Here is a 13,636-nt window from a genome sequence, read left to right as displayed (position 1 = left end):
AAAGTTACAAAAGACTAGTTGCAAGAAAATGGCTGATCGGAAAGTTGCTGTTTCAGACAAACAACTAAGTTCCAGATAAACATAAACACCACAAAGCTACTTTGTACCCAGCTATTTAAGAATTGTCTGATCCCTGGTTGGCATGCCCCACAATTACAGTTGGCGGATGAGATTAAAAAGCTACCTGCATCAGATCAATCCCCTTTTTTCCAGTCCTGAAGCAGCCCGTCGGCTGCTTCGTGTCGTGGCGCTGATTTTTTTGATCGGCCTGCTGGGTGCCGTTTACAACTTCTTGCGTTCAAGTATCAGCAACGAGTTGTCACAACGGCGCAGCTACATGAGCAGCGCCATTGCCGAAGCCCAGACTTTCTTCACCAGTCGTGAAGCCCTGCTGGAAAGCCTGAGCCTGTCCGCCGTACACAAATCCCGGCAGAACGAGGCCTACGAGCCCAGTGCCGACCCGGCGGAGGAAATCCACTTGCATCTGGGTGGGCCGGAGGGAAACCAATGGGGGATCTGGCTTACCAAACGCATGCGCGACTATCTCAAAAGCAAACAGTTGAACCTGCTGTATGTCCCCGGCGGCGAACAATCCCAAGTGCAACGGCTGTTCAGTACCCAGCCTGAATCGGCGTATCTGCCCGGACCGCTGCTGGCCAAATTGGCCACGCTGAAGTTCTCCGAAGTCCCGCCGGGTGAAGAGTTGTGGTTGATGGATCACTCCTCGGGCACTGCCCAGTTGTACATTTTCACCCGCCTTGACGAGCGCTACGCCAACTCTGGCTGGCTGGGCCTGGAGATGGACGGCAAGAGTGTCTCCGCGGCCCTCAGTGACCAGAGCGCCGGGGATTTCATGATGTTCAATTCCCACGGCGGGCTGATTTTCAGCAGCACCCCCAGCGCACAACTGAGCGAGGACGTGCAGCAGGTCAAGGGCGGCAGCTTCTTCGGCTTTCTCGGCGGCCGCTGGTGGCCCGACCATCTGGTGATCCGCAAGCAACTGGGGTCATCGGACTGGCAACTGGTGTACTCCTTCGACTTGCACAATCTGCTCAAGAGTCTTTGGCCGCAATTGTTTGTAGCCTTGCTCATCAGCCTGTTCGGCATGGCACTGATCGGTTTCTTGACCCACTGGGTCGAGGTGCGCCTGATCGCTCCAGCGCTGGACCGGATCCAAGCCTTGATCGAAAGCGAAGCTTTCAGTCGCGACGTGATCCAGATCGCTCCGGTAGCCCTGTGCGTGCTGCGTCGCAGCGATGGCCGGGTGGTGCTGGAGAACACCCTGTCTCAGCAATGGCTGGGCAATGGCACCGAGCGCGATCAACTCTGTGCCGGCTGGATCGAACAGGCCTTCGATCCCAACCGCCCCAATAGTTCGGATTACTTTGAAACCGCCGATGGCCGCCATCTCTATCTCAGCTCGGCACCGACCCGCTACAACGGCGAGGACGTGCTGTTCTGTGCCTTCAGCGATATCAGCGCACGCAAGCAGATCGAAGCGGCCCTGGAAGAAGCCAAACGCCTGGCCGATACCGCCAACGAAGCCAAGACGCTGTTCCTGGCCACCATGAGCCACGAAATCCGCACACCGCTGTACGGCGTGCTCGGCACCCTTGAGCTGCTCTCCCGAACCCACCTGGACAACCAGCAGAAGGATTACCTGCGGGCCATCGAAGGCTCCTCCGGCACTCTGCTGCAACTGATTTGCGACGTGCTGGATGTGTCCAAGATCGAGGCCGGGCAGTTGGCCCTGGAACTCAGTGAATTCTCCTCCCTGGATCTGGTGCACGAGATCATCCAGGGCTATGCCGCTGCCGCCCACGCCAAGGGACTGCAGTTCTATGCTTGCGTGGACCCGCAGTTGCCGGAAATTCTTCTTGGTGATGTCACACGGATCCGCCAGATCCTCAGCAACCTGCTGAACAACGCGGTCAAGTTTACCGACTCAGGACGTATCGTCCTGCGAGTCCGGGTGGACAGTCGTGACGGCGAACGCAGCAACATCCTCTGGCAGGTATCTGACACTGGCCGCGGCATCGCCCAGGACGACCAGGCGCTGATCTTCGAACCCTTCTACCAGACCGAAGGCAACACCAATGTCATCGCCGGCACGGGCCTGGGCCTGCCGATCTGCCAGCGCCTGACGCAGTTGATGAACGGCAACATCCGCATGGTCAGCGAACTCGGGCTGGGCAGCAGCTTTACCCTCACCCTGCCCCTGGAAGCCTGCCCCATGGTGTCCCACACCCCGCTGATCAGTCCGCTTTTGCCGGAGATGATCTATGTGGTGTCCCCGGTCCGCGAACTGGCGGAATCCGTGGCCGGGTGGTTACGGCGCTGGGGCGCCCGGGCCCAGTTCAGCCTGCCCACGCAGTCGGATCGCAGCCGCGGCAACGTGCTGATCGAGCTGCACCCGGGGATCGTCGAACATCGCCTGGAGCCCGATTGGCAGGGCCCTCTGGTGCTCGCCAGTGGTGACGGCCACAACGAACCGCGGATCCGTGGCGGCAGCTGGCAGGTGAACACCAACAACCTGCGGGCGATCCACCAGGCGGTGAGCCAGGCACAGGGCGTCTGGGTGGCCCAGAGCGAGGAACATACCGACAGCCGCGAACTGAAAAAACTCAGCCTGCATGTGCTGGTGGCCGAAGACAACGTGATCAACCAGTTGATCCTCAAGGACCAGTTGGAGGAGCTGGGCTGCAGCGTGGAACTGGCCTCGAACGGAGAAGATGCCTTGTCCATCTGGAGAAACGGGCACTTCGACGTGGTGTTGACTGATGTGAACATGCCGAAGCTCAACGGCTATGAACTGGCCAAGGAGCTTCGACGTCAAGGCTGTTCGATCCCGATCATCGGGGCGACGGCCAATGCAATGCGCGGAGAAGAAGAGCTCTGTCTTGCAGCCGGGATGAACCACTGCCTGGTCAAGCCCTTTGCACTAAGAGCGTTGTTCAACTATCTGGCGCCCTATGAAAGAGCCCCTCATGAAGTCCTGTAGCATTTTGATCGTCGAAGATCAGCCGTTTCAGTACATGTACCTGCAACACTTGTTCAACGAGCTGGGGCCTTACCAGCTGGAGGTCGCGAGCAACGGTTCCGAGGCTCTCGAGCGTCTCAAGCAACGGCATTTCGATCTGGTACTGACAGATCTGCTGATGCCTGGCATGGACGGTGTGCAGTTCATCCAGGGCCTGGCCAAGCACCGCGTACGCCCGGCCCTGGCAATCATGAGTGCCTCCTCCAGGCGCATGTTGATGGGCGCCAGCCTGGTGGCTCGAAACCTGGGCCTGCGGGTCATAGGCTTGATTTCCAAACCCGTGAGCCTGGCGGCACTGCGCAGCCTCACCGCGCAGCTACCGGAGCTGATCAGCAGCGAGCCGCCGCCAGCGATCTGGGTCGAGTGCAGCACTGAGACCCTGCAACACGCCCTGCGCAATTCGCAGATTCAAGCCTGGTTCCAGCCCAAGAAAGCCCTGAACAACGGCCGCATCGTCGCCGCCGAGGCGCTGGTGCGCTGGATGCACCCGCAACACGGCATGCTGTTGCCCTGCGACTTTCTACCGGAACTCACCGAGGCGGGACTCGAAGAGGAGCTGTTGTGGCTGATCCTCGAACAGGCTCTGGAAGCTCAGGTGCGCTGGCGGGAAGACGGCTATGACATTCCGGTGTCGATCAATCTGCCAACCCACCTGCTCAACAGCTCCGACCTGGCCGATCGACTGCATGACTTCGTGATCCAGCGCCAGGGCATACCCGGCAAGATCTGCTTCGAGCTGATGGAGTGCTCCACTCCGGAACACATCAGCAACTTTTACGCCGGTGCGTGCCGCCTGCGCATCAAGGGCTTCGGCCTGTCCCAGGACGATTTCGGCAAGGGCTACAGCTCCTACATGAATCTGGTGTCGACGCCCTTTACCGAGCTGAAGATCGATCGGGCCTTGGTCCAGGGCTGCCACAACAACGAGGAAATCGCCCAGGCCCTGACCAGCATCATTGCGCTGGGCCGCCAACTGGGCCTGACAGTGGTCGCCGAGGGCGTGGAGAGCGCACAGGAACTGGCCCTGCTGCGCAAAATCGACTGCACCCAGGTGCAGGGCTTCCTGATTTCCCACGCGGTGTCCTCGCAACAGTTTCAACAACTACTGGCCCAAGACGGACCAGCGACCCTGTACTAGCCGATGAGCCCTTTGCTCACCCACGCAACCTTCACTCATCGCTGACGGCCTTGCTTCAGAGAGAGGAATCTCGGAATCGAGGCCCTTATATGCATTTGGGAATTCAGTGATGAAATACCGCGACACCTTCCTGGAGAGTCTCAGTCGAAGCTCGATCCGGTTGAACAAGGGTCTGTTGATTCTCGCGGGCCTGGCGCTGCTGCTGTTCACCCTTCTCTACTGGGCCGCCCAACGCCTGATCAATGAACAGGACAGCACGGTAAAGCTGCATTTCACCGGACTGATGGAAAACATCCAGGAACAAGAGCTGTTCCTCCGGCGCCTGGCCAGCCACCCGTCCATACAGGCATTGCTGGCCGACGAACCCACTGCGCAGTATCTGCAGCAGCCCCTGCCCAGCGAGGGAGAAACCGCTTACGAAGGGCAACAAGCGCCCTATTCGACGCCTTTCAGCCTGAACTTCAATCACCAGCAACTGGCCGCCAGCGAGCTGCCCAAGGTGTTCGCCCTGGGCATGCACCTGTCGACGTTCTACGGTGCCTTCTGGTCCACCTCGCACTATCAAGCACCACGCACCTTCCTCTTCAACACCTTCGGCAACTTCGACATCAGCGTTCCCGCGGCGCGGCACACCCGCGGCACTCCCTGGAACAGCGACATGCCCTACAGCAGCGTGGTGGATAGGGTCCTGCGGCACCTGGCAGTGAAGAACAACGACCCTCCGAACAATCAGGTCTACTGGGAAACATACAATGTGCCGGCCTCGGCGCAGGTTTCCCCCAAGCTGCTGGCCTACATCAGCCTGCATGCAGGGCCGCAACAGTTGCGCACCCAGGGCACGCACGAGTCGATGGTGGTCGCCTCGCTGCTGAACCTGGACGATGTCAATAACATCGAGCGCCTCATGAACTGGTCGATCTATGACGACTTCACCCTGATCGAACCTTCCGGCAGCATCCTCACCGGCTCCCACGTCCGTGCCGACGCCCTGCATGAGGGCCTCAACTTCGGCTGGCAAGGGATGGTCTTCAAGGTGACGAGCCACACCCCGGCGCTCTGGACCGGGATCTACAGCATCAGCTACAAGAGCTACTTCGGCTACGCCCTGTGGACCCTGGCAGGCCTGCTGACCCTGGCCCTGGGCGCGTTCTTCAGCGGCTGGGCCGCCAGTCGCTGGTATCGCAACAAGGTAGTGACGCCGGCGCAACTGGCGCACCAGAGCATTGCCGAGAGTGAGGCCTTCAGCCGGGTGGTACTCGACACCGCGCCCACGGGCCTGTGTGTGGTGCGTCGGGAAGACTTCAAAGTGCTGCTGGAAAATCGTCAGGCCGAACAATGGCAAGGCACGACAAAACTGCTGGCCCTGCTGCAGCAGGACCAGCGCTTGATGGACAACGACGAGACCAGCCTCGATGTCGACGGACGCCATTTGCAGGTTGGCCTGGTCTCGACCCGCTACCAGGGCCAGGAGGTGCTGCTCTGCACCTTCAACGACGTCACCCAGCATGTCGAGGACGCCCAGGTACTGGAACAGGCCAGACGTTCGGCGGACGCGGCCAACGAAGCCAAGACCCTGTTCCTCGCCACCATGAGCCACGAGATCCGTACCCCGCTCTATGGCATGCTCGGCACCCTTGAACTGCTGGGCATGACCCAACTGGATCCGCGCCAGAGCGATTACCTGCAAACCATCCAGCGCTCCTCCAGCACCTTGTTCCAACTGATCAGCGACGTTCTCGACGTCTCCAAGATCGAATCCGGGCAGATGAGCATCGACCCGGAGGCGTTCTGCCCCCTGGACTTGGTAGAAGATGCCTTGCACGCCTACGCCGCCTTTGCCGAACGCCGCGGGCTGCTGTTCTACGCCTGCATCGACCCGAGCCTGCCGGACCTGATGCTGGGGGACGCCAACCGTATCCAGCAGATTCTCAGCAACCTGCTGAGCAATGCGATCAAGTTCACCGATTGCGGCCGGGTGGTACTGCGCGTCCGGGTGCTGGAGCAGGACGTGCGCCAGGCCAGCATCGAATGGCAAGTCACCGATACCGGGATTGGCATCTCGGCCTTGCAGCAACCCCAGTTGTTCGACCCCTTCTATCAGGTCCGCGACGCTTCCAGCGAAGCCGGGGCCGGGCTGGGTCTGACGATCTGCCAGCGCCTGAGCGACATGATGGGTGGGCAGATGCAGGTCATCAGCGAGCCAGGGCTGGGCAGCAGCTTTTCCCTGCGCCTGACCCTGCAACGCCTGCCGGGGACCTTGTCGGGAGCCGAGCCACTGCCCGAAGGACCACCTGTGTATGTCCGCGCACCGGTGCCGGAACTGATGAAAAGCACGTGCGACTGGCTCAACCGCCTGGGGGTCCAGGCCTATCCGCTGCCCACCAGCTGGGATGACAACCCCCAGAGCAGCGTCCTGATCGACATGCTGCCCCGGGACGCCCAGCCCACCTGGCCCGGCCCCTGCGTCAGTGCCAGTTCCAGCGGTCGTTGGCACAGCAGCAGCTTGCAGCCGGCGCACTGGGAGGTCGACGCCCACGACATTCGTGCCATCGCCCAGGCCGCAGCGCTGGCCCGCCAGGGACAGCCGCTGCATCTGGCACAGCGCGAACCCGACACCTTGCAATGCCTGAACCTGAACATCCTGGTGGCGGAAGACAACCCCATCAACCAGGCCATCATCAAGGAGCAGCTGGAGGCCCTGGGTTGCCAGGTAACCCTGGCGGCCAATGGTGAGCAAGCCCTGGAACAGTGGCTGCCGCAACGGTTCGACATCGCCTTGACCGACGTCAACATGCCGGTCATGAACGGCTACGACCTGGCCAGAGAGTTGCGTCTGAGGGAGCCGGAACTGCCGATCATCGGCGTCACTGCCAATGCCTTGCGCGAGGAAGGCCGCCGTTGCCTGGCTACCGGAATGAACAGCTGGATCGTCAAGCCCATGAGCCTGCAGACCCTGCGGGGGCAATTGTCGAAACTCTGCCAGGTGCCCGGCAAAAGCGCCCCGCTCGCCGCCAGACCTGGGTTGCGAAGCGAAAACCGGCCCGTGTCACCCCACCCCGTCAGAGACCGTATTCAGGTCTCGGAGCGGATGCGACCGCTGTTTCTCAGCACCATGCACGATGACCTGCAACGGCTGGCCAAAGCCCTGGAAACCGGCTCCGGCAAGGCGGCGGCCGAGCGTCTGCACAGTATTGCCGGGGCCATGGGGGCGGTGCAGGCCGGGGCGCTGGCCAGGGCCTGCGCCGAACTGGAGTGCCAATTACTGGAAAACACCCTGAGCCCGACACTGGTAGCTCAAGTCAGGCAACTGATGCAGCACTTGTCGGAACTCCTGTTGCCCCTTGAATAATGGGTGGCAGGGTTTAATGTACCGTCAGTCTCATGTTTCTTTACTCATTTGCGTATTACACGGGTGTGTTTGCCATGGAAAAACTGAAAGTAGTCATTGCTGACGATCACCCTATTGTCTTGCTGGGCGTACGCGAGTTGATGGAGCGCGACGAACGTTTCGAAATCGTCGGTGAAGCGGTGTGTTCCAAAGGCCTGATCCAGCAATTGGAAGCCAAACAGGTGGACATCGTGATCACCGACTACAACATGCCTGGAGACTCACCCTACGGTGATGGCCTGAAGCTGGTGGAATACCTCAAGCGTAACTTTCCGCACCTGCAGATCCTGATCCTCACCATGATTTCCAACCAACTGATCCTCACCCGCCTGCACGAGTTGGGCGTGGTTGGGGTCATCCAGAAAAGCCAGCTGCACGAAGAGATCCAGACCGCCCTCAAGGCCATCGCGCAAAAAGGCGTCTACCGCAGTCTGGAGCCGGCTTCCAACTCGGTGATGGAATCCAATGTGGCGATCGATGAGCGCATCTCCACCCTGTCGCCCAAGGAGTTCGAAATCCTCCGCCTGTTCGTGTCCGGCAAAAGCGTCAGCGACATCGCCCGCAGCCAGAACCGCAGCTCCAAGACCATCAGTGCCCAGAAGATCTCCGCCATGCGCAAGCTGGAGGTACAGAGCGACCAGGACCTGCTGACCTACTGCATAGGCCGCAATATCTTCAACTGAACGCCCCCACAAGGAATTGATCGACAATGGATACTGCATCATCAGCAAGGAACAACGACTCGCTGGAACTTCAACGCCTGCAGGGAGCCTGGGAGCAAATCTCAATGGAGGACAGCGGCGTGCTGAATCCGCCGGACGAGCACAGTGCGCCCGGAGCCCTGACCCTGATCGAAGGTGATCAGTTTCGCGTGCTGACGGTGGCGGGAGACGTGCTGCTGGCCGGAAGCTTCACCCTCGACAGCAGCACCACCCCCAAGTCGATCACCTGGATCGACTCCATCGGCGCGGATGCGGGCAAGCCCTTGCCCGCCAGCTATGAGCTGACTGAGGACGACTTCGTGTTCATCGCCGCCGATGAAGGCCAACCCCGGCCAACCCGCTTCAGCACCGGGCCAGGCCAGACCCTGCGGCGCTTCGTCCGGGTCCGCCAGGGCCAGTGACCCTCGCCCCCGGCGCACAAACGCCGGGGGCAAGCGGCTTCAGCTCCGCGCTATCACCTCGAAATCTCACCAGCCGACGCCGGGTCTTGGGCGTCCACGGCCCACCAGCTTGGCAACAACTGCCGCACCCTGGGCTCAGCAAAGCGATCGTCGATCAACATCAACACGCCCCGATCGGCCTGGCTGCGAATCACCCGCCCTGCCGCTTGCACCACTTTCTGCAGTCCGGGATAGAGGTAGGTGTAGTCGTACCCGGAGCCGAACAGCCGGGCCATGCGTTGTTTCATCTGCTCGTTCAACGGGTTGAGCTGAGGCAGCCCGAGGGTGGCGACAAAGGCGCCAATGAGTTTTGAGCCCGGCAAGTCGATGCCCTCGCCGAAAGCCCCGCCGAGCACGGCGAACCCGATGCCCTGCCCCTCTGCGCGAAACTGCTGGAGAAAGCCCAGGCGCGACGCTTCATCCATGCCCCTGGACTGCAACCACAGCGGAATCTGCGGGTGCTCGCGAGCCAACAGCTCGGCCACTTGCTGCAGGTAATCGAAGCTGCTGAAGAACGCCAGGTAGTTGCCCGGCCGCGCAGCGAACTGCTGGGCCAACAGTTCGACGATGGGCGCCAGGGACGCCTGTCGATGCACATAGCGGGTGGAGATGCGGCTGACGATATGCACGTCCAGCTGCGCGGCGGCAAACGGCGACTCCACGTCCAGCCACACCGTGGTCTGGGGCAATCCCAGCAGGTCGCGGTAGTAATGCTGCGGGTTGAGGGTGGCGGAAAACAGCACTGTGCTGCGGGCCGCCGTCAGTCGCGGCCCGAGTAGCGGCGCCGGCACCACGTTGCGCAGGCTCAGCCGCGACAGGCTGCGCCTGGCACTCAGGGAGCGCTTGCTGATATCGAAGATGAACTGCTGTTCATCGAACAGCTCCGCCACCCGGGCAAATTGCAGCAGTTCGAAATACAGCCCCTGCAAACCAACGTCCAGGCCCTGAGGCTGCTCGTTGAAGTAGTCCCCCAGGGCCGCGACACACAAGGCCAGCACCCTGAGCAAGGCCGTCGGGAGTTGGTCATAGGCCTGGTATGGCGCGAGCTGTTCCTTGTGCAAGGCGTTCCATTCGCGGTTGAGCCGTTGCAACGAACTTTTCAGCGCCTGGGGCGCAGTGCTGCGCACGCTGGCCAGCGTTTGTTGATCCAGGCTGGCGCTGTACATGCCACGCCCGCGCTCCACCAGGTTATGGGCCTCGTCCACCAGCACCGCCACTTGCCATTGATTGGCCTGGGCCAGGCTGAACAGCAAGGCGCTGAAATCGAAATAATAGTTGTAGTCGGCCACCACCAGATCGCTCCAGCGGGCCATCTCCTGACTCAGGTAGTAAGGACAGACCTGATGCGCCAGGGCCACCTCGCGCAGCGCCTGGCGATCCAGCATCGGCACCTGGCTGGCCGCCTGACGCGCCGCGGGCAGGCGCTGGTAGAACCCCTTGGCCAGCGGGCAGGACTCGCCGTGGCAAGCCTTGTCCAGGTGTTCGCAGGCCTTGTCCCGGGCCACCAGTTCCAGGACCCGCAACGGCAGTTGGGACTGGCTGGCGAACAGCACCCGGGCTGCATCCAGCGCCAACTGCCGCCCCGGGGTCTTGGCGGTGAGAAACAGCAACTTGTCCAGTTGCTGCGGGGCCATGGCCTTGAGCATGGGAAAGATCGTGCCCAGGGTCTTGCCGATACCGGTGGGCGCCTGGGCCAGCAGGCAACGGCCAGTGCTGACCGCCTTGTACACCGATTCCGCCAGGTGCCGCTGGCCAGGGCGGAACTCGCCATGGGGAAAAACCAGGGCCCCAGTGGCCTGGTCACGGGCCTCGCGGTGGCGCATTTCCTGCTGCGCCCACTCCAGGAACACCGCGCACTGCCGATTGAAGAACTCCTGCAATGCCTCGGCACTGTGCTCCTCCACCAGGGCGGTTTCCTGCTCGCTGAGGATGTCGAAATACACCAGCGAGACCCGGATACTCGGCAGCTGCAGGCTCTGGCACAACAGCCAGCCATAGACCTTGGCCTGGGCCCAGTGCAGTTGCCGGTGGTTGTCGGGCATGCGCGCCAGGTCGCCCCGATAGGTCTTGATCTCCTCCAGGAGGTTCTGCGCCGGGTCATAACCGTCCGCCCGGCCCTTGACCAGCAACTCGCCGTATTGACCCTCCAGGGCCACTTCGCTCTGGTAGCCAGGATTGCGTCGGGAGGCCACGGTGCGGTGCCCGACTATTCCCTCCAGGGCGGTAGGCGATGGGGTGAAACGCAGATCCAGGTCGCCGCTCTTGGCACTGAACTCGCACAAGGCGCGCACCGCAATGCGGTAGCTCACGTCGACAGGTCCTGCCATTGCACATAGCACACCGCCACCGGCATCCGGTGCTCCTGGCAGAAGTCCAGCCAGCGCAGCTGGTTGTCCTGCAGGCGGTCGCCCGGGCCCTTGACCTCGATCATCCGGTAGGTCCTGGCCTCGGGCCAGAACTGGATCAGGTCCGGCATACCGGCCCGGTTGGCCTTGATGTCCAGCAACAGGCGCTCAAACCAGTGTTTCAGGTGCTCGGCCGGCAGGCAGTCGAGGGCCTGCTCCAGCAACTCCTCGGTCAAGGCCCCCCAGAACACGAAGGGCGACTGCAGGCCCCACTTGTCGACAAACCGCTGGCGGATGCTGTCCCGGTAGCGACCATCGTCCAGCTCCTCCAGGCAGGCCTGGAACAGATCGCTGCGCCGCTGATGAAAGTCCTCGCTCAGCAGATCCACCGGCCCGCGCTGGAACGGGTGGAAGAACGCCCCGGGCAAGGGGGCGAAGATCGCCGGCCAGCACAGCAACCCGAACAGCGAATTGATCAGGCTGTTTTCCACGTAGTGCACCGGCGCCTGGGGCTGCTGCAGATGGGCCTGGACATGCAGTTCCACCGCCAGCCCATCGGCGTCACGGGGCAGGCACAGATCCAGTCGCGCCACCTCGCGGCTGACCGTCCGAGGCGCTGGCGGGCCACCCAGCTTGCGCCGCAGCCGGGGCATGACCCGCAGCAGCTGCTGGGCCTCGGCGGCGCTCTGGGGCGCCGCCGCAGCCTGCTCGGCCAGCGCCAGCGCCGCCTGATACTCGGCACTGAGCTCCAGGACCCGGATCAACCGCAGGCGAGCACCGGGGTAGGCACATTGCTGGTAGATCTCCCGGGCCTGCCGCCAGTCCGTCAACCGCTCGCAATGCTGCCCCAGCTGGAACAACAGCTTGCCGCGGCGTTTCTCCAGCCAGGGGTTGGCGGTGCTGAACGCCGCGATGCGCGCGAGCACCGCGTCCACCTCCTCCCCGGCCTCGAAGGCTTCCTGACACTGGTGCAGGTAGATGAAGCCGTCCACATCGTCACGGCTGCGCAAGCCACGGGCATCGGCACTGATCTCGACCTTTTCGTAGCTGTAGATCCCCAGGTCCGCCAGCACGAATTCCGACCAGTCCTGGTAGAGATTGCCGAAGAACATCAAGCGCAGGCGATCGCACAACGGCATGACCGTCAGGCTCAGCAGCCGGTCCGCCAGTGCCGGGCACCATTGGCCGAACGCCCGGGGTTGCGGGTACAGCGCCTGCAGGGTCTCCAGCCACTGGTTCTTCTTGGCCTTGGCCACCAGCCCCTGGTCACTGAAGCACTGCAGGATCTCGGCCTTTTGCAACAGGCCGAACAACTCGTCCAGGGCCAAGGGTGCCTGCTCATCGACCCAGCCCAACGCCAGCAGCGGCTGCAGGGCCCGGGCGCTGTCGCCGATCTCCGGGTAACGCAACTTGCCGAGGCGAAAATGCCGCCCCTTGCGCATCACCATGCGCACCAGCAAGGCCTGGGAGGGCTGGGGCAACTGCGCGAAATCGCTGATGAAACGCTGCTCTTCATCGCGCAGCACATCGGCATAGCGCAGCTCCAGCCAGTTCAGGACTTGCTGGAAGTTGTGCAGGTAATAAAAGGGGTTCTCGAGGGGATTGGAAGTCACTGAACGAAGGCGCCACGGCTGGACTAATACTGGTTATGCGTACAGATAACAGCCGACGACCCGGTCTGGCAAACACTATTGGATAAATGGCGGGAAGAAGATTTTTCCAGTGCCCAGGCGAACTTTCGTCGTCTTCACGACACCAAGGGGCCATGCTTATAGTGTCCGGCGCAACACGGATACCCCTACCGATAAGAGGTCTATATGAATGTGAAGAACCTGGGATTGCTCCTGGCCAGTGTCGCCGCCCTGGCCCTGACCGGCTGCGCCTCACCCACCGTGGTGACCTTGCAGAACGGTACCCAGTACCTGACCCGGGACCAGCCCAAGACCAAGACTGCTGATGGCTTCTACGAATTCCAGGACATTTCCGGCAAGACCATCCGGGTCAAGGCGGACGATGTGGCCACCGTTCGCCAGGAACAATGATTCAGCCGTGCACCTCAGTGCGACCAGGGAAAGGGTCCCTGCCCCGGTTCGCAGACAATCCCCAGGGGCTTGCCGCGCTTTGACATCTCGTCACGCACTTGCTGGCAGCGCTGCCGCTCCCGGGCTTCGGCGTTATCGATACTGATGTTGCCCGTGCTTTCTGGCGCCTTGCCGTCCCCCAGACGGAAATTTGCAATGGGTTGCTCCGGCTGCAGATTGAAGCGACTGGGTGTTGGCTCCTGCTTCTCGGCTGGCGCCGGCTGGCCGGCCGGCAATTGATCCGGGGTCACTCCGTAACGTTTCAGAATCGAGCTCTGAGGCAGCTCTTCGGCCGATGCCATGAGCGCCCACAGGGCCAGCACCAGTCCGCCCGCACACCTCTTGCTATTACTCACTGTCAACACTCTCCTGCCTTTTCCTTGAATCGATTACTGCTCAATACCTTGGGTAACGCATGACCAGGCTTGGGTTTTACAAGTATTTGAGTCGCCAATCGACCAACAGGTCACGATTTTCTTGCC

At 61.8% G+C, this 13,636-nt stretch carries 9 protein-coding genes; 6 read left to right on the top strand and 3 right to left on the bottom strand.

Going from position 1 to position 13,636, the window contains the following annotated elements:
• Positions 1 to 166 precede the first annotated feature (166 nt).
• The 5 genes from LOY69_RS14670 to LOY69_RS14650 all read left to right on the top strand — a co-directional run bounded on the left by LOY69_RS14670 (position 167) and on the right by LOY69_RS14650 (position 8,689).
• Entirely contained in the window at positions 167 to 3,001 is a 2,835-nt protein-coding gene (locus LOY69_RS14670) for an ATP-binding protein (RefSeq protein ID WP_123391154.1), read from the top strand.
• Positions 2,988 to 4,178 (top strand): EAL domain-containing protein, encoded by a 1,191-nt coding sequence (locus LOY69_RS14665; RefSeq protein WP_110651613.1) that lies wholly within the window; start codon positions 2,988 to 2,990, stop codon positions 4,176 to 4,178. Before LOY69_RS14670 ends, LOY69_RS14665 begins: the two co-directional genes overlap by 14 nt.
• A gap of 109 nt (positions 4,179 to 4,287) precedes the next feature.
• Positions 4,288 to 7,527 (top strand): hybrid sensor histidine kinase/response regulator, encoded by a 3,240-nt coding sequence (locus LOY69_RS14660; RefSeq protein WP_265074827.1) that lies wholly within the window; start codon positions 4,288 to 4,290, stop codon positions 7,525 to 7,527.
• Between the two features lie 74 nt (positions 7,528 to 7,601).
• Positions 7,602 to 8,249, top strand: a complete 648-nt coding sequence (locus tag LOY69_RS14655) for a response regulator (protein WP_102865251.1) — start codon at positions 7,602 to 7,604, stop codon at positions 8,247 to 8,249.
• A gap of 26 nt (positions 8,250 to 8,275) precedes the next feature.
• On the top strand, positions 8,276 to 8,689 hold the full coding sequence (locus tag LOY69_RS14650) for a TIGR03067 domain-containing protein (protein ID WP_102879437.1): 414 nt from the start codon (positions 8,276 to 8,278) through the stop codon (positions 8,687 to 8,689).
• 53 nt (positions 8,690 to 8,742) lie between these two features.
• Here the strand turns inward: LOY69_RS14650 and LOY69_RS14645 are convergent, their stop codons facing one another.
• Positions 8,743 to 11,037, bottom strand: a complete 2,295-nt coding sequence (locus LOY69_RS14645; RefSeq protein WP_265074826.1) for an ATP-dependent DNA helicase — start codon at positions 11,035 to 11,037, stop codon at positions 8,743 to 8,745.
• Positions 11,034 to 12,686, bottom strand: coding sequence for a VRR-NUC domain-containing protein (locus LOY69_RS14640; RefSeq protein ID WP_265074825.1), 1,653 nt, complete (start codon positions 12,684 to 12,686; stop codon positions 11,034 to 11,036). The genes LOY69_RS14645 and LOY69_RS14640 overlap by 4 nt, the downstream gene beginning before the upstream one ends.
• 204 nt (positions 12,687 to 12,890) lie before the next feature.
• On the opposite strand from LOY69_RS14640, the gene LOY69_RS14635 reads away from it, so the two are divergent.
• The gene (locus LOY69_RS14635; RefSeq protein ID WP_102865128.1) at positions 12,891 to 13,115 is read left to right on the top strand and encodes a YgdI/YgdR family lipoprotein; all 225 of its coding nucleotides are present in this window, start codon (positions 12,891 to 12,893) and stop codon (positions 13,113 to 13,115) included.
• A 14-nt stretch (positions 13,116 to 13,129) separates the two neighbouring features.
• On the opposite strand, the gene LOY69_RS14630 is transcribed toward LOY69_RS14635, so the two are convergent.
• Positions 13,130 to 13,510: a hypothetical protein gene (locus LOY69_RS14630; protein WP_265074824.1), complete on the bottom strand. Its 381-nt coding sequence runs from the start codon at positions 13,508 to 13,510 to the stop codon at positions 13,130 to 13,132.
• Positions 13,511 to 13,636: the final 126 nt, after the last annotated feature.

It is taken from the genome of Pseudomonas sp. B21-059 (assembly GCF_026016285.1).
Taxonomy (GTDB): domain Bacteria; phylum Pseudomonadota; class Gammaproteobacteria; order Pseudomonadales; family Pseudomonadaceae; genus Aquipseudomonas; species Aquipseudomonas danubii.
The sequence above is the reverse complement of the archived record's forward strand: the minus strand, read 5'-3'. Positions and strand labels throughout refer to the sequence as shown.

Bases quoted from the DNA above. Each gene is read 5' to 3' on its own strand.
- LOY69_RS14660 (WP_265074827.1), top strand. From the start codon at position 4,288: ATGAAATACCGCGACACCTTCCTGGAGAGTCTCAGTCGAAGCTCGATC.
- LOY69_RS14665 (WP_110651613.1), top strand. From the start codon at position 2,988: ATGAAGTCCTGTAGCATTTTGATCGTCGAAGATCAGCCGTTTCAGTAC.
- LOY69_RS14670 (WP_123391154.1), top strand. From the start codon at position 167: ATGAGATTAAAAAGCTACCTGCATCAGATCAATCCCCTTTTTTCCAGT.
- LOY69_RS14655 (WP_102865251.1), top strand. From the start codon at position 7,602: ATGGAAAAACTGAAAGTAGTCATTGCTGACGATCACCCTATTGTCTTG.
- LOY69_RS14650 (WP_102879437.1), top strand. From the start codon at position 8,276: ATGGATACTGCATCATCAGCAAGGAACAACGACTCGCTGGAACTTCAA.
- LOY69_RS14635 (WP_102865128.1), top strand. From the start codon at position 12,891: ATGAATGTGAAGAACCTGGGATTGCTCCTGGCCAGTGTCGCCGCCCTG.